General features: G+C 65.3%; 11 protein-coding genes. 8 read left to right on the top strand and 3 right to left on the bottom strand.

Going from position 1 to position 15,919, the window contains the following annotated elements:
• Nucleotides 1-8: 8 nt before the first annotated feature.
• The 3 genes from F1609_RS19660 to F1609_RS19650 all read left to right on the top strand — a co-directional run bounded on the left by F1609_RS19660 (nt 9) and on the right by F1609_RS19650 (nt 7,495).
• On the top strand, nt 9-2,693 hold the full coding sequence (locus F1609_RS19660; RefSeq protein ID WP_167078290.1) for a class III lanthionine synthetase LanKC N-terminal domain-containing protein: 2,685 nt from the start codon (nt 9-11) through the stop codon (nt 2,691-2,693).
• A gap of 260 nt (nt 2,694-2,953) precedes the next feature.
• The gene (locus tag F1609_RS19655; protein WP_167078288.1) at nt 2,954-4,906 is read left to right on the top strand and encodes a M56 family metallopeptidase; all 1,953 of its coding nucleotides are present in this window, start codon (nt 2,954-2,956) and stop codon (nt 4,904-4,906) included.
• A 279-nt stretch (nt 4,907-5,185) separates the two neighbouring features.
• Nucleotides 5,186-7,495, top strand: coding sequence for a UvrD-helicase domain-containing protein (locus tag F1609_RS19650; RefSeq protein WP_167078286.1), 2,310 nt, complete (start codon nt 5,186-5,188; stop codon nt 7,493-7,495).
• A 40-nt stretch (nt 7,496-7,535) separates the two neighbouring features.
• Here the strand turns inward: F1609_RS19650 and F1609_RS19645 are convergent, their stop codons facing one another.
• The 3 genes from F1609_RS19645 to F1609_RS19635 form a co-directional block, all read right to left on the bottom strand.
• Nucleotides 7,536-8,312 (bottom strand): BPSS1780 family membrane protein, encoded by a 777-nt coding sequence (locus F1609_RS19645; RefSeq protein WP_167078284.1) that lies wholly within the window; start codon nt 8,310-8,312, stop codon nt 7,536-7,538.
• Complete coding sequence (locus tag F1609_RS19640; protein WP_167078282.1) at nt 8,309-9,268, bottom strand: homoserine kinase; 960 nt, start codon at nt 9,266-9,268, stop codon at nt 8,309-8,311. Before F1609_RS19640 ends, F1609_RS19645 begins: the two co-directional genes overlap by 4 nt.
• Before the next feature lie 79 nt (nt 9,269-9,347).
• Complete coding sequence (locus tag F1609_RS19635) at nt 9,348-9,770, bottom strand: hypothetical protein (protein WP_167078280.1); 423 nt, start codon at nt 9,768-9,770, stop codon at nt 9,348-9,350.
• 276 nt (nt 9,771-10,046) lie between these two features.
• Here F1609_RS19635 and polA point away from each other — a divergent pair, with 276 nt between their 5' ends.
• The 5 genes from polA to F1609_RS19610 all read left to right on the top strand — a co-directional run bounded on the left by polA (nt 10,047) and on the right by F1609_RS19610 (nt 15,806).
• Nucleotides 10,047-12,791 (top strand): DNA polymerase I, encoded by a 2,745-nt coding sequence (gene polA, locus F1609_RS19630; RefSeq protein ID WP_167078278.1) that lies wholly within the window; start codon nt 10,047-10,049, stop codon nt 12,789-12,791.
• Nucleotides 12,792-12,825: 34 nt separating this feature from the next.
• Complete coding sequence (locus F1609_RS19625; RefSeq protein WP_167078276.1) at nt 12,826-14,073, top strand: DUF4382 domain-containing protein; 1,248 nt, start codon at nt 12,826-12,828, stop codon at nt 14,071-14,073.
• Between the two features lie 144 nt (nt 14,074-14,217).
• Nucleotides 14,218-14,967, top strand: coding sequence for a ZIP family metal transporter (locus tag F1609_RS19620; RefSeq protein WP_187363076.1), 750 nt, complete (start codon nt 14,218-14,220; stop codon nt 14,965-14,967).
• Nucleotides 14,968-15,189: 222 nt separating this feature from the next.
• Nucleotides 15,190-15,456: a beta/gamma crystallin-related protein gene (locus F1609_RS19615; RefSeq protein WP_167078272.1), complete on the top strand. Its 267-nt coding sequence runs from the start codon at nt 15,190-15,192 to the stop codon at nt 15,454-15,456.
• Nucleotides 15,457-15,533: 77 nt separating this feature from the next.
• Nucleotides 15,534-15,806 (top strand): beta/gamma crystallin-related protein, encoded by a 273-nt coding sequence (locus F1609_RS19610; RefSeq protein WP_167078270.1) that lies wholly within the window; start codon nt 15,534-15,536, stop codon nt 15,804-15,806.
• The last annotated feature ends 113 nt before the right edge of the window (nt 15,807-15,919 follow it).

The raw sequence follows: 15,919 nt of genomic DNA, 5'->3' as shown, positions 1-15,919 counted from the left end.
GCCCATCCATGAACCCATCACCTGACAGGGCACTGTCGGACACCCCGACCTACCAACACTATTTGCAGCAAGCGGGCCTCGCGCCCATCATCGGCGGCGTCTGGCTCAAGGTCGGCCGCACCGAGCGCGTGCAAGGCTGGAAGCTGCACGTGTCCAGCGTGCCGGCCGAGGCGCACGCCCTGCTGGGCGCCATCGTTCCCGTCCTGCGCGCCGCCCGGGTGCCATTCAAGATCGCCAGGGACGCCACCATGCTGGGACTGCTCAACGAAGGCGGCCTGGGCGCCACCCAGGTCGGCAAATTCTGCACCATCTACCCGGCCGACGACGCCGCCGCCAGCGCGCTCGCCGCGCAGCTGGTGCAGGCCACGCAAGGCTTCAACGGCCCCGTGATCACGTCCGACATGGCGCTCGGGAACCTGGTGTACGCGCGCTACGGGGGGTTTAACACCATCGTCGAGCGCGACCTGCTCGGCCAGCACCACCTGTACATCCGCGACGGCGCGGGCCAGCTCATCGCCGACGCCTACACCCAGCCTTTCGTGGCGCCGCCGTTCGCCGCCTGCCCGTTCGAGGGCGCCGCCGTCCCCGCGCCCGCCGGCACCCATGGCGCCGGCGGCCCCGCAACCTTCGGCCCCGGCTATGTACTGGTCGACATCATCAAGCAGCACGCCAAAGGCAATGTCTACCTGGCGCTCCTGGCCAGCTCGCAGGACAGCGTGGCGGGCCGGGTGATCAAGGAAGGGCGCAAGCACTGCCTGTCCGACCTCCACGGGCGCGACATCCGGGTGCGCCTGCGGCGCCAGGGCGAGATCCATGCGCGCCTGGAAGGCGCGGTGCCGGTGCCGGCGTGCGACCCGTACTTCGAGGTCGGCGGCGACGGCTATCTGCCGATGGCCTACCTGGCCGGCGCCGACCTCGAAAGCGTGGTCCAGGCGACCCTGAAACGCGGCCCCTGGAGCGCGGCCGGGCGCGCCGGCCAACTGCGCCTGCTGGAAGCGCTGCGCCAGCTGGCCGACGCGGTCCAGCGCCTGCACGGCGCCGGCTTCGTGCACCGCGACCTGAGCGTGTCGAATGTCTGGCTCGGCGACGACGGCAACACCTGGCTGCTCGACCTGGAGATCGCGCAGCACGTGGGCGACCCCAGTCCCGTGTTCGGCAAGGGCACGCCGGGCTTCATGGCGCCGGAACAGGAAGCGGGCGCCGCACCCACCTTCGCCCAGGACATCCATGCGGTGGCGGCGCTGATCCTGTTCGCCCTGACCGGCCTCGATCCGCGCCGCACCCTGTTCGCGCGCGGCCAGTCGCGCGCGCGCAACGTGCGCCACCTGGCCGCGTCGGTCCCCGACGCGCTCCTTGACGTGCTGCTGGCCGGAGTCGACGACGACCCGCTGGCGCGGCCCACGCTGGAGGCCATCGGGCAGCAACTGGCGGCCTACCAGGCCAGCCTGCGCACGGGCTGCGCGCCAAGCGCCACTGTTCTGGCGGCGGCGCCGGCCATCGATTTTGCCGCCTGCGCCCACGCTGCGGGCCTCGGCCTGCTGCGCCACGCGTTTCGCGATCCGCACTCGGGATTGTGGCTGTCGGCGGGCATCGCGAATGCGGGCGGCGGCCAGGAACAGGCTTCGTCGTACGAACTGCGGCGCGGCGCCAACCGCGGCGTGGCGGGCGTGGTGTACGCGCTGGCGCGCCTGCAACGCGCCGGCATCGCCGTGGACGACGCCGCGCCAGCGCTCAAGCCGGCCGTCGAGTGGCTGCTGTCGGACGCCATCACGCCCGACCGCGGCATGCCGGGCCTGCACTTCGGCGATGCCGGCGTGGCGGTCGGCATCGCCGAAGCCGTGTGCGCCGGGCTGGTGCCGGCCACGCCGCGCATCGGCGAGCTGATCGAGCGCGTGTTCGCCGCGCCCGTGACCTGGCCCGACCTCACGCACGGCGCGGCGGGGCAGGGCCTGGCCGCCATGATGTGCGCCGACAGCCTGGGCACGCCCGCGCCGCTGGCCATGGCGCAGCGCTGCGCGCGCTATCTGGTCGACACCCAGGCCCCCGACGGCTCGTGGGTCATGCCGGACGGCGTGCCCGGCATGTCCGGCGAAACCCTGAGCGGCTTTGCCCACGGCGTGGCCGGGATGGTGTTTTTCCTGCTTGAATATGGCGAGCGCTTCAATGACCGCAGTAGCCGCGCCAGTGCCGCGCGCGGCTTGCGCTGGCTCGAGGGGCATGCCTTGCCGGTGGACGGCACGGCGGCGCTGCAGTGGCGCTACAGCGACCGCCAGGGCGCCGCGTGGCACTGGTGGTGCCACGGCGCGCCCGGTATCGCGCTCACCTTCCTGCGCGCCTACCGGCTCACCGGCGACCCCGCCATGGCGCTGCTGGCGCGGCGCGCGCTGGACGCCATCGATCCGCATCTGCGCGCGCCCAACCTGACCGTCTGCCACCGCCTGGCCGGGATCGGCGAGATCTTGCTGGAGGCGGCGCAGGCGCTGGGCGAGCCGGCATGGCGCGACAAGGCGCTCACCCTGGCCGGCACCATCGTCCACCTCGGGCACCGCTGCGCCGACGGCAGCCTGGTATGGCTGGCCGAAGATCCGGTGGCGCCAACCGCCGACCTGATGGTCGGCATGGGTGGCATCGCGCACTTCCTGGCGCGCCTGGGCGAGGACGCTCCGGCGCTCGGGTTTCCGCTGCTGCCATAGCGTTTTGCAGGCCGGCCGGCTGGCCGGCTTGCGTTCCCTCCCATGCGCGCTAGTTGCGCATTGCAGCCGCCTGTTCCTCCAAATCGACCGCCCATCGCCTCCCGCTGGAACGTGTTTGCCATCCCGTCTACAGTCATGCTCACCGGAGGCGCGCCCGCGCTTGTCCGGGAAGTAGAAAAATAGTTCTAGACAAAATTATCTAGATATTTTATTCTACATTCACCCTTTGACGGAGAGACCATGCAAGCAGGAATCCATCCATGAACGACATGCTCGCCGTCATCGTGCCCAGCCTGGGCTGGGCCTTGCTCGATTTTGTGTGGCAGGGCGTACTGATCGGCTGCTTGGCCGCGCTCGCGATGGGACTGCTGCGCGGTGCGCGCCCGCAGCTGCGCTACGCCGTCGGCTGCGGCGCGCTGCTGCTGTGCGCCGCCTTGCCGCTGGCCGGCACGGTGCAGCGCGTGCTCGACGCCCGGGGGGCGGGCACCACCATCCTGGCGCTGGGCGCGGGCGGCATGCCCGCCATCGATGCCGGCGCGCCGTTGCTGGCCGCGCAGGTGGCCAGTTGGGAACCGGTCTTGCAGCAGCGCCTGCCGCTATTGATGCTGTTCTGGAGCTGCGGCGCCGGCCTGCTGGCGCTGCGCCTGATGCTCGGGCTGGCCTGGGTGCGGCGCCGCAGCCAGCCGGGCCGCTATGTGCACGATGCCGCCTGGCAGGCGCGGGTGGACCGGCTGGCGCTGCGTTTCGGCGTGGTGCGCAAGGTCGCGCTGGGGCTGGTGCACGACTTGCCCGGCCCGGTCACGGCCGGCTGGTGGCGCCCGGTGATCCTGGTGCCGGCCTCGTTGCTCACGGGCATGCCGCCCGACCTGCTCGAAGCCCTGCTGGCCCACGAAATGGCGCACATCAAGCGCCTCGATTACCTGGTCAACCTGATCCAGAGCGCGATCGACATCGTGCTGTTCTATCACCCTGCGGTGTGGTGGCTGTCGCACCGGGTGCGGATCGAACGCGAACAGGTTGCAGATGACATTGCAGCAAGCATGCTCGGCGAACCGCGGCGTCTGGCGCTTGCTTTATCCGAACTGGACCAGTTCCAGTTCTCCACACCTCAACTCGCCCATGGGGCTCACGGAGGAAATCTTATGTCCCGCATCAAACGCCTGGTCCGCCCGGATACCGAACCACTGAACTGGAAGATGGCGCTGCCGATTCTCGGCTTGTCGGCCGCCTGCGCCGCGTTCTACGCCAATGCGCAAACGGCGCCTTTGGCGGCCGCCAAAGCGGCGCGCGCCGCCAGTGTGCCGATGGTGCCGCCAGCGCCGCCGGCTCCCCCGGCGCCGCCCGCCGCAGGGACCATTCCCGCCGCGCCGATGGAGATCGCGCCGCTGCCACCGGTGCTGTCAGCGCCACCTGCGCCGCCTGCACCACCGGCGCCGCCGCGCCCTCCGGTGAGCATCGCCAAAGGCGCCGGCGACATGTCGTATGCGCTGGTGCAGGGGCCTGAACGCAAAGGCATGTTAAGTGGCGACAGCGGCGATATCGACGACATCGCCGCCGCCAAACACGCCGTCGCCGGCGACTTCTTGTGGTTCCGCCAGGGCGGCATGGCCTACGTCGTGCAGGACCCGGCCCTGCTCGCGAAGGCGAACGCGGCCTATGAGCCGCTCAAGCGCCTCGGCGAGCGCATGGACGTGCATGGCAAGGAGATGGAACAGCACGGCAAGGTGGTCGAGCAGCTGGGCCGCGAGATGGAACGCAAGGCCGGCGCCGGCGATCCTGAGCATGCCGAAACGCGCCGCCTCGCCGGCCTGACGACGGCGCTGGCGGCCCAGCAGGCGCGCTTGCAGCGCGAGATCGTGCAGCTCGAACGCCGGATCGACGACGCCGCTGGCGCCGCCCGGGTGCAACTGGTGGGCCAGCGCGACGGGCTCAACCTCAAGCTGGCCGACATCGAACGCCAGCTCGACGTGCAGCACGCGCAGCTCGAGCGCCAGCACGGCAGGATCGAGCAGGCGCGCGCACCGCTCGACGCCATCGGCGAACAGATGAAAGAGGCCGGCAAGCCGATGGAAGCGCTGGGAAAACAGATGAACGTGCTGGGGCGCGAAATGGACCGGCAAGGCAAGGTGGCCGAGCGCGTCATGCGCGAGGTGCTGCGCGACGCCGTCGCGCGCGGCCTGGCGCGGCCTGTGCCGGGGCAGCGCGCACCCTGAGCGGCACCGGATCGAGCTACAGTCGACGCCATGCCGGCAATTCGGCAACCATGTCGAATGAGTAAGTGTTTGGAATAGCGGCGGCCGATGCCGGCATGGTTATCCACTTCAGCGCCTTGGTGCCGACGCATCGGCGCGACGGGGCGAACCAGGCCGGTGTCGCAACGACCGGCGTAGCCAGGGCCGAGAGCGCAGCCAAACCCGCCGCCGCCGCTCGAGAAGCCCGTTCGCCAGCGAAAGCGTCGCCGTCCGATGGCGGCGCGCCGGTATAATCACGGCATGCAAAATCTCCTCCACAACCTCAATCCCGAACAACTCGCCGCCGTCACCCTGCCGCCGCAGAGCGCCCTGATTCTCGCGGGCGCCGGCTCCGGCAAGACGCGCGTGCTGACGACCCGCATCGCCTGGCTGATCCAGACCGGCCAGGTGTCGCCGGCCGGGATCATGGCGGTGACGTTTACCAACAAGGCCGCCAAGGAAATGCTGACCCGCCTGTCGGTCATGCTGCCGGTAAGCACGCGCGGCATGTGGATCGGCACCTTCCACGGCCTGTGCAACCGCTTCCTGCGCACCCATTACCGCGATGCCGCGCTGCCGCAAACCTTCCAGATCCTCGATTCGCAGGATCAGTTGTCGATGATTAAACGTTTGCTCAAGGCGAACAATGTCGACGACGAGAAGTATCCGGCCAAGAATTTGATGTATTTCATCAACAACGCCAAGGACCAGGGCCTGCGCGCCAACCGGGTCGAGGCGCACGACCCGATCGAACGCAAGATGGTCGAGTTGTACGATCTGTACGACAACCAGTGCCAGCGCGAAGGCGTGGTCGATTTTGCCGAGCTGCTGCTGCGCGCCTACGAGCTGCTGCAACGCAACCAGCCACTGCGCGAGCATTACCAGGCGCGTTTCAAGCACATCCTGGTCGACGAGTTCCAGGATACCAACGACCTGCAATACAACCTGCTCAAGCTGCTGGCGGGGCAGGGCCAGCAGGTGGCCGGCGCGCTGTTCGCGGTGGGCGACGACGACCAGAGCATTTACGCCTTCCGCGGCGCCAACGTGGGCAACATGAGCGCCTTCGAGCGCGAATTCCGGGTCGAGAACCTGATCAAGCTGGAGCAAAATTACCGCTCGCACGGCCACATCCTCGACAGCGCCAACCACCTGATCGCCAACAACAGCAAGCGCCTGGGCAAGAACCTGCGCACCGACGCCGGCCACGGCGAGCCGGTACGCATCTACGAAGCCTCGTCCGACCTGGAAGAAGCGCAGTGGATCATCGAGGAAGCCAAGACCCTGATGGCCGAGGGTTCATTGCGGCGCGAGATCGCCATTTTGTACCGCTCGAATGCGCAGTCGCGCGTGATCGAGCACGCGCTGTTCGCGGCCGGCCTGCCGTACACCGTGTACGGCGGCCAGCGCTACTTCCAGCGCGCCGAGGTCAAGCACGCGATCGCCTACCTGCAACTGATGGACAATCCGCACAACGATTCGGCCTTTTTGCGGGTGGTGAACTTCCCCACGCGCGGGATCGGCATGCGTTCGATCGAAGCGCTGCAGACGGCCGCCGAGCAGCATGGCATCTCGCTGTACGCGGCAGTGCCTTACGTGGCCGGCAAATCGGGTTCCTCGCTGAACAGTTTTGTGAAGCTGGTCGAAGGCGCCCGCTTCGAGACACAGCAACTGGCGCTGCCCGAAATGGTGCGCGTGGTGCTCGAGGCCAGCGGCCTGCTGCAGCACTACCAGAACGAAAAAGAAGGCGCCGACCGCATCGAGAACCTGGAGCAGATGGTCAATGCGGCCACCCAGTTCGTGCAGGAAGAAGGCTTCGGCCAGGGCGCGCCGGCCTATCTCGGGCCCAAGACCTACGCCAGCGCGGGCGAGATGCTGGTCGAAGGCGACGGCGTCGAGATCATCGACGCCGACACGCCGCTCAACATCGTCATGTCGCCGCTGTCGGCGTTTCTGTCGCACGCCTCGCTCGAAGCGGGCGACGCCCAGGCCCAGGCCGGGCAGGATGCGCTGCAACTGATGACGGTGCACTCGGCCAAGGGACTCGAATTCGACGCCGTGTTCATCACCGGCCTGGAAGAAGGCCTGTTCCCGCACGAGAGCAGTTCGCGCGAGATGGATGGCGTGGACGAAGAACGGCGCCTGATGTACGTGGCCATCACGCGCGCGCGCAAACGCCTGTACATGAGTTTTACGCAGACGCGCATGCTGCACGGGCAAACCCGCTACAACATGAAGTCGCGCTTTTTCGACGAGCTGCCGGAAGAGGCGCTCAAGTGGCTGTCGCCGCGCGTGCAGTCGCACTGGTTCGGGAACAAAAAATCGGCCTGGGACGACGCCAAGTTCACTGGCGGCTCGGACAACAAGATCGCCCAGCAGATCGCGCAAAAAGCGGCCAGCAACGGGTCCGGATGGCGCATCGGCGAATCGGTGGCGCACGCCAAGTTCGGCGAAGGGGTGATTGTCAATATCGAGGGCGGCGGCAGCAACGCGCGCGCCCAGATCAACTTCGGCAAGGCCGGCATGAAAGTGCTCGACCTGTCGGTCGCCAAGCTGGAACGGGTAGGGCCCTGATCCGGCGTGCCGGCGGACTGCGGTCCGCCGGCCGATCAGCTTATTTGCTGAGATCGACTTGCTTGGGCAGCAGCGAGGGGTCGCCGAAGATCTGGCGGTAGGCGGCAAAGATCGCGCATTGCATCAGCAGCATGAATTGCAGCATCAGCCAGAGCACGGCAATCTGCCCGCCGCGGCTGCTGCCCAGTATCATTCCAATCAGCAAAACGGCGCCGAAGAACATGGCGGTCCACGCCATCAGCATCACCACGAACGGGCGGATCGCCCCGAAGATTCCGAACACGCTGTAAAAGGTCGCCTTGCCCGGTTTCATCTGCTGCCAGTAGGTCAGCGGCGGCGCAAAGCACATCAGCAGCAGCGCCACGCCTTGCAGCAGGCCGGCCAGCAGCACCACCTGCATGTCCGCCGGGCTGATCTTGATGGCGCCGCGTTCGGCCAGCGGCACGCTCATCTGCTTGATGAAGTCGGGCGAGATCATGAATGCCGGAATCAGGCCGAGCACGATCGAGATCGACAGATAAATCAGGCCCAGCTTGCACAGGCGCTTCAAGGCTGGCGGGCGAAAGCCGGTCAGCAGCACGCCGGGCGTGACCGGCTGGTCTTGCCCGATCAGGTTGCAGGCTTGCATGATCGCCATGCTGAACGAGGGAATCAGCACCATCGTCATGATTTGCCCCAGCACTGGAATGGTGGCCAGGGTCAGGCTCATCAGGAGAGTGGCGAACAGCAGCATGGTGAGGATGGCGGGCTGCTTGCGGAACAGGGCGAAACCCTGCTTGATCCAGTGCCATCCGGTGATGGCGGGAAGGCGGCTCATGCGATTAATCCTGGGGCGGGGGTAGCGATGCGTTCGCGCAAAATACGCTCGAAATGGGTCGGGTCGTGCGGCGTGAGCATTTCGGCTTCGCGCGGCACATACAGGTCGTACAGGCGCGAGAGCCAGAAGCGCAGCGCGGCGGCGCGCAGCATCGGCTGCCAGGCGGCCTGCTCGTCGGCGGTGAACGGGCGCACCGCGTGGTAGGCGTCGACCAGGGCGCGCACGCGGGCCGCATCGAGCACGCCGGTGGCGACGTCGATGCACCAGTCGTTGACGGTGACGGCCACGTCGAACAGCCAGGTGTCGCAGCCGGCGAAATAGAAATCGAAGAAACCGGTCAGGCGCTCGCCGACGAACATCACGTTGTTGCGGAACAGGTCGGCATGGATCGGACCGCGCCCGAGGCGATGGTAATGGTCGCAGGCTGCAAACGCGCTCTGGAAATGCATCTCGGCGCGCAGCAGATGGGCATTGTGTTCGTCGAGGAAGGGCAGCACCAGCGGCGTGGTGTCGTTCCACCAGTCGAGACCGCGCAGGTTCGGCTGCTGTAGCGCAAAGTCGCGTCCGGCCAGGTGCATCTTCGCCTGCATCGCCCCGACCGCGGCGCAGTGGACCGGCTGCGGCGCCATCTGCGAGCCGCCTTCGAGTTTACTGACGATGGCGGCCGGCTTGCCATGCAGCGGCACCACCAGCTCGCCCGCCTCGTCCGGCACCGGGGCCGGCACCAGCACGCCCCGGTCGGCCAGGTGGCGCATCAGCTGCAGATAAAACGGCAGCTGCGCGAAGGACAGGTTCTCGAAAATCGTCAGCACGTACTCGCCGCGCTCCGTATCGATGAAAAAGTTACTGTTTTCGATGCCGGAACTGATCCCTTTGATGTTGATAGCATTTCCTAATGGAAACTTTTTCAGCAACAAAGTCAGGTCATCCAGGGTGACCGCGGTAAAAACTGCCATGTGAAAGCGAAGGGTAAGGTAAGTCGGTCGATATGAGTGCCGCGCGCCCGGGGGAGGGCACGCGGCGGGAGGGGGCGGATTACTTGCCTGCGGGCGGGGCCGGCACCGGTGCGGCATCGGCGGCGGCTTCGCTGGCGGCCTTTTTCTTTTTGTTCAGGTCGAATTCACCGACTTGCCACTGCGGGCCGCGCAGGTGCGAGCCGTTGGCGTCCAGGCCCGAGCTGCCGGCGGCGGGATTGGTGCCCTTCATCGTATAGCTGCTCTTGCCGGATTTAACTTTCACTTCCGTGGTACGGCCGTTCTCGCGCTTCTCGGAAATTTTCGGCTCGTTGGCGCGCGGCGCCACGATGGCGGGGGCCAGGTTGCCGTCGTCGAGGCGTTCGAGCTTCGGCGGAGCATCGCTCGGCTTCGATTGCTGGGCGCCGGCCAGGCTGGCCGAAGCGAGCAGGCACAAGGCCAGGAGATTGCGGGAAGTAGTGCGGAAAGAAGAAATGCGCAGCATGATAGGGTCGCCTTTAGGTCGTGTAGACCATTGTAACAAACCCCCGCCCCGCCTGTGGAAACACCTCATACAAGCCAGCCGGCGAAGTTGCAAAACCGGGGACAGACCCCGGTTTTGCAAGGAATCGCCGGTAAAAGTTGTAAAACCGGGGTCTGTCCCCGTTTTTACAACATATGGTCAGGGCGTTCGGGCTTCGGGGCGGGCGCGCTTTCTGCGATAATGACCGGTACGCTGCCGCGCCTTTTCCTGTCCCGGCTCAACCTCATTTTTGGCACTATGCAAAATACCCTGCTGTTAGTCGACGGTTCCAGTTATCTGTACCGTGCTTTTCATGCCCTGCCCGATTTGCGCAGCCCGGATGGCCATCCCACCGGCGCCATGCATGGCATGGTCAATATGCTGCGCCGCTTGCGCCAGGATTATCCGGCCGCGTATATCGCTTGCGTGTTCGATGCCAAGGGCAAGACTTTCCGCGACGATATGTATCCGGAATATAAGGCCACGCGCGCGTCCATGCCGGACGACCTGCGCCTGCAAATCGAGCCGATCCATGAAGTGGTGCGCCACATGGGCTGGCCGATCCTGATGGTCGACGGCGTCGAGGCCGACGACGTCATCGGCACGCTGTCGGTCCAGGCCACCAGCCTTGGCATGAATACGGTGGTCTCGACCGGCGACAAGGACCTGGCGCAGCTGGTCAACGACAAGGTCACCCTGATCAACACGATGAGCAATGAGAAGCTCGACGAAGCCGGCGTGCTGGCCAAGTTCGGCGTACCACCCAAGCGCATCATCGATTACCTGACCCTGATCGGCGACACGGTCGATAATATTCCGGGCGTGGCCAAGTGCGGTCCCAAGACCGCCCTCAAGTGGCTGGCGCTGCACGACAGCCTCGATGGCGTGATCGCCAACGCCGCCAGCATCGGCGGCGCGGTCGGCGAGAACCTGCGCCAGGCGCTCCCCTGGCTGCCGCAGGGCCGCGCCCTGATCACCGTCAAGACCGATTGCGACCTGGCCGCGCACATGGTGTCGATTTCGGAGACCCTGGTGGCGCAGCCGGAAAACAAGGAGGGCCTGAAGGCCTTCTTCGAGCGCTATGGTTTCAAGACCTTGCTGCGCGAAGTGATCCAGCGCGACGACGAGGGCGCCCCGCGCGCGCTGCTCAATTCCCCCGAGGGCGAGCTGTTCCCCGGCGCGGTGGTGCCGGTCATGCGCGGCGAGTACGAAACGGTGGTCACCGAGGCCGACCTGGAACGCTGGCTGGCCCTGGTCGACGCCGCCGCCGTCACCTCGGTCGATACCGAAACCACCTCGCTCGATCCGATGACGGCGCAGATGGTCGGCATCTCGCTGTCGGTCGAAGCGGGCAAGGGCGCCTACATCCCGCTGGCGCACCGCTACGCCGGCGTGCCCGAACAACTGAACCGCGAGGACGTCCTGGCGCGCATGAAGCCCTGGCTGGAAGACGCCGCCAAGCCGAAACTGGGCCAGAACCTCAAGTACGACAGCCACATTTTCGCCAACCACGGCGTGACCCTGCGCGGGATCGTGCACGACACCCTGCTCGAATCCTACGTGTTCGAGTCGCACAAGCCGCACGACATGGACAGCATGGCCCTGCGCCACCTGGGCTACACCACGATTCCCTTCACCGAGGTGTGCGGCAAGGGCGCCGGCCAGATCTGCTTCGACCAGGTGGACCTGGAGCGCGCGACCGAATACGCGGCCGAGGATTCCGACATCACCCTGCGCCTGCACCAGGCCATGCAGGGCCATGTCGAGAGCGACGAGAAGCTCAATTTCATCTACCGCAAGATCGAGCTGCCCACCTCCGTGGTGCTGCACAAGATCGAGCGCAACGGGGTGCTGATCGACGCCGAACTATTAAATGTGCAGTCGGGCGAACTCGGTGCGCGCATCATGGAGCTCGAACAGAAAGCCTACGAGCTGGCCGGCGGCCCGTTCAACCTCGGTTCGCCCAAACAGATCGGCGAGATCTTCTTCGGCAAACTCCAGCTGCCGGTGATCAAGAAGACCCCGAGCGGCGCGCCCTCGACCGACGAGGAAGTGCTGCAAAAGCTGGCCGAAGACTTCCCGCTGCCGAAAATCCTGCTCGAATACCGCGGCATGTCCAAGCTCAAGTCGACCTACACCGACAAGCTGCCCAAGATGGTCAACCGCGCCACCGGCCGCGTGCACACCAACTACGCGCAGGCGGTCGCCGTGACCGGGCGCCTGTCGTCGAACGAGCCGAACCTGCAGAACATCCCGATCCGCACCGCCGAGGGGCGCCGCATCCGCGAAGCCTTCATCGCCGGCCCGGGCAACGTAATCGTCTCGGCCGACTATTCGCAGATCGAACTGCGCATCATGGCCCATATTTCGGAAGACGCGGCCATGCTGCGCGCCTTTGCCGAGGGCGAAGACATTCACCGCGCCACCGCCGCCGAGATCTTCGGCGTGGCGCCGGCCGAGGTGCAGGGCGAGCAGCGCCGCTATGCGAAAGTCATCAATTTCGGCCTGATCTACGGCATGAGCGCCTTCGGCCTGGCCGCCAACCTGGGCATCGAACGCTCGGCGGCGCAAAACTATATCGACAAGTACTTCGCGCGCTTTTCGGGCGTGCGCCAGTACATGGAAGACACGCGCATGCAGGCCAAGGCGCGCGGCTACGTGGAAACCGTGTTCGGCCGGCGCCTGTGGCTGCCGGAGATTAATTCGCCCAACGGCCCGCGCCGCCAGGGTGCGGAACGGGCCGCGATCAACGCGCCGATGCAGGGCACCGCGGCCGACCTGATCAAGCTGGCCATGATCGCGGTCCAGGACTGGCTCGAGGCCGACCAGCTCGGCACGCGCATGATCATGCAGGTGCACGATGAACTGGTGCTCGAAGTGCCGCAGGCGGAACTGGAGCTGGTCAAGACCAGGCTGCCGCAACTGATGGCGGGCGTGGCGGCCCTGAAAGTACCCCTGCTCGCTGAAGTGGGTATCGGTAAAAACTGGGATGAAGCACACTAATAATTAATTGATATACCTACTGAAAGAGGGAACGATGAAGAGCACATTTATCCGCCTTGGCACGGCAAGCACCGTGGCCGCCGCGATGGCACTGGCAGCCTGCGGCGGCGGCGGCGGCAGCCCCGGCGCCAACAGCGTCACCAATCCCGGCACCACCCCGCCGGGGCTGGGCGGCACCTCCGGCACCTTGAATATCGCCCTGACCGATGCCCCGGCCTGCGGCTTCGACGCCGTCAACGTCACCGTCAGCAAGGTGCGCGTGCACCAGAGCGCGACCGCGGCCGATGCCGACACCGGCTGGTCCGAGGTGGTGCTGGCGCCGGCGCGCAAGATCAATCTGCTCAACCTGGCCAACGGCGTGCTCGATCCGCTCGGTTCGGTCAGCGTGCCCGCCGGGCGCTACACCCAGGTGCGCCTGCTGCTCGATCCGAATACCGCCAACGGCTTCGCCAACAGCGTCGTTCCAAGTTCGACCAAGGTCGAAACCACCCTGGAAACCCCGGCGGACCTGAAAACCGGCGTCAAGATCACCAGCAATTTCGAGGTCGTGGCCGGCCAGCCGTACAACCTGGTGCTCGATTTCGACGCCTGCCGCTCGGTCATCAACAAGGCCGGCGGCGGTTATCTGCTGACCCCGTCCGTGAGCGCCATGGCGGCCGCGGGCAGCGGCATCAGTGGGTATGTCAGCACCCTGGTCTCGGGCAGCGGCGTGGTGGTGAGCGCCCAGCAAAACGGCAAGGTCATCGGCAGCACCACGGTCAATGCGGCCACCGGTGCGTTCGCGATCAGCCGCCTCAACCCGGGCGCCTATGATGTGGTGTTCGTCGGTACCGGCCGCGCCGCGGCCGTGATCGGCGATGTGAGCGTGCCGGGCGGCGCCAGCAATATCGCACTCGGCACCAGCGCCTCGCCGATTACCATGCCGGCCAGCCTGATGCGCTCGGTCAGCGGCACGGTCAGCCTGCTGCCGCTGGCGCCAAGCGTCAAGCCCTACGTCGCGGCCATGCAGACGGTGACAAACGGCAAGACGGTGGTGATCCAGGCGGTCGATGCCGCCGCCGGCACGGGCGCGTACACGATCGGATCGCTGCCGCTTGGCGCGCCGCAGTACGCCACCTACAGCGCCAGCGCGCCGCTGGTGTTCAGCAGCGCCGCCCCGACCCAGGGCGTGGGCAATTACCGCATCGATGCGGTCGCCACCGGCTACAGCGTTAAATCGGTGTCGCCAGTCAATGTCTCGAACGGCGACCAGACCAGTATCAACCTGCAACTGACGCCGTAAGGCGACGCCTGGCGCCGGGCTTGCCGCCCGGCGCCATGGCAGCGAACTGGGCATTCCTCTGCCCGGAGCGGTACAATGCCCGGCTCGCGACCATCGCAAGTTCGTTCAAGAGGCTTCCAAATCGATCCAATCCTCATTTCCATCCTGCTGGCAACGACCATCGGGGGTGTGCTCAGCATTTCCGCCGCCGCGGTGTTTTCGTTCGCCCTGCTCTCGAAGATGGTCGAGCGGATGGTCAGCCTGTCGGTCGGGATCATGCTGTCGACCTCGCTCCTGCATGCCTTGCCGGAAGCGTTCGAATCGGGCGCCGACCCGCGCAGCCTGTTCGCGACCTTGCTGGCCGGCTTGCTGGCATTTTTCATGCTGGAAAAATTCGCCATCCTGCGCCATTCGCATCATCACGAAGGCGACGGTCACCACCATGCCCACGGGCACGACAAGCGCGAGGCAGGCAAGGCCGGCTGGATGATCCTGCTGGGCGACGGCATGCACAACTTTACCGACGGCATCCTGATCGCCGCCGCCTTCCTGGCCAATCCGGAGCTGGGCATCGTGACCGGGCTGGCCATCATCGCCCACGAAATCCCGCAGGAAATCGGCGACTTCATCGTCTTGCTCAATGCCGGCTTTTCGCGCACCCGCGCCTATCTGTTCAACCTGCTGTGCAGCCTCATGGCCGTGGCCGGCGGCTTGCTTGGCTATTTCACCCTGGACCGCGCCAGCGGGCTGATTCCTTACGTGCTGGTGTTTGCCTCCTCGGGCTTCCTGTACATTGCCGTCAGCGATTTAATGCCGCAGATGCAACGCCGCGCCACCGTGCGCGAATCGATTCCGCAAGTCTTGCTGATCGGCGTAGGCGTGCTGATCGTCTTGTTTCTCACCAACGGACGATAAACTTCGCAGCGGCATGTAATTGCCGCTGGTGATGGAGTTTATTCCGCTCCGGATATCAAATTTCTTCCTGTTATTCAGTTCGAAGGACAATGCGCAGCGCATTTAGTCCCGGTCAAGTCCGCGCTATTGTTAAGTCCGTCAGCCTCCCTAATAATACAGCCTGAAGCAGCAATCCGGTGAAGCGAGACCACCTTTTGCCTCGTAGCCAGTTTAGGAGGATATATGGCTGAAATCGTCCTTTTTGAACACGCCAATTATCACGGTGCTCATAAACATCTGTTCACTTCGGAATCGAATCTGAATGCACCCGACGATAACTTTTTCAACGACAAGACTTCATCGTTTGTCATCCTGTCGGGCCGTTGGCAGTTCTATCGCGATGCCAATTACCAGGGGCCGGCGTCGCAGGTATTCGGGCCGGGCCTGTATAACTGGACCGAAGCGGTGAATATTCCGAACGATTCCATTTCATCGGTCAGGCTGGTATAAGGCTGGCATTCACTGGCGGCGAGCGCAGTGGCGCGTATCGGCTGCGCTTGCCGCCTGTTATCTGGTAAGGAGGATATATGGCTGAAGTCGTGTTATATCAACATATCGATTTTCGCGGTCGCGAAAAACACTTGTACGGGTCGGAGCCGAATTTGAATGCGCCGAACGACAATTTCTTTAATGATAAGGTATCATCCTTCGTCGTGGTATCGGGCCGCTGGAAGTTTTATCGCGACAGTAATTATCGCGGACCCGCATCGCGCGTATTCGGACCGGGCCGCTATTCGTGGGTGGAAGCGGTGGATATTCCCAACGATTCCATCTCATCGGTGCGGCTGATGTCGGCCTGATTCACGGCCGCCGTCAGCATGGCAAGCGCAGTGGTGAATAATTTCAAGCGCTTGTCATCAAGCTGTCATCGTCCTGTGCGAGGCTGTGCTCATAAAAAACAACAAAGGAGAAA

Source organism: Massilia aquatica (genome assembly GCF_011682045.1).
Classification (GTDB): Bacteria; Pseudomonadota; Gammaproteobacteria; order Burkholderiales; family Burkholderiaceae_D; genus Telluria_A; species Telluria_A aquatica.
Note: the sequence above shows the minus strand (reverse complement) of the source record. Positions and strands in the feature narration are given on the sequence as shown.

What these genes read in the sequence shown, in the direction of transcription:
- F1609_RS19660 (WP_167078290.1), top strand. Translation starts at nt 9, where the DNA reads ATGAACCCATCACCTGACAGGGCACTGTCGGACACCCCGACCTACCAA.
- F1609_RS19640 (WP_167078282.1), bottom strand. Translation starts at nt 9,268, where the DNA reads ATGGCAGTTTTTACCGCGGTCACCCTGGATGACCTGACTTTGTTGCTG.
- F1609_RS19655 (WP_167078288.1), top strand. Translation starts at nt 2,954, where the DNA reads ATGAACGACATGCTCGCCGTCATCGTGCCCAGCCTGGGCTGGGCCTTG.
- F1609_RS19645 (WP_167078284.1), bottom strand. Translation starts at nt 8,312, where the DNA reads ATGAGCCGCCTTCCCGCCATCACCGGATGGCACTGGATCAAGCAGGGT.
- F1609_RS19625 (WP_167078276.1), top strand. Translation starts at nt 12,826, where the DNA reads ATGAAGAGCACATTTATCCGCCTTGGCACGGCAAGCACCGTGGCCGCC.
- F1609_RS19610 (WP_167078270.1), top strand. Translation starts at nt 15,534, where the DNA reads ATGGCTGAAGTCGTGTTATATCAACATATCGATTTTCGCGGTCGCGAA.
- F1609_RS19615 (WP_167078272.1), top strand. Translation starts at nt 15,190, where the DNA reads ATGGCTGAAATCGTCCTTTTTGAACACGCCAATTATCACGGTGCTCAT.
- F1609_RS19650 (WP_167078286.1), top strand. Translation starts at nt 5,186, where the DNA reads ATGCAAAATCTCCTCCACAACCTCAATCCCGAACAACTCGCCGCCGTC.
- F1609_RS19635 (WP_167078280.1), bottom strand. Translation starts at nt 9,770, where the DNA reads ATGCTGCGCATTTCTTCTTTCCGCACTACTTCCCGCAATCTCCTGGCC.
- polA (WP_167078278.1), top strand. Translation starts at nt 10,047, where the DNA reads ATGCAAAATACCCTGCTGTTAGTCGACGGTTCCAGTTATCTGTACCGT.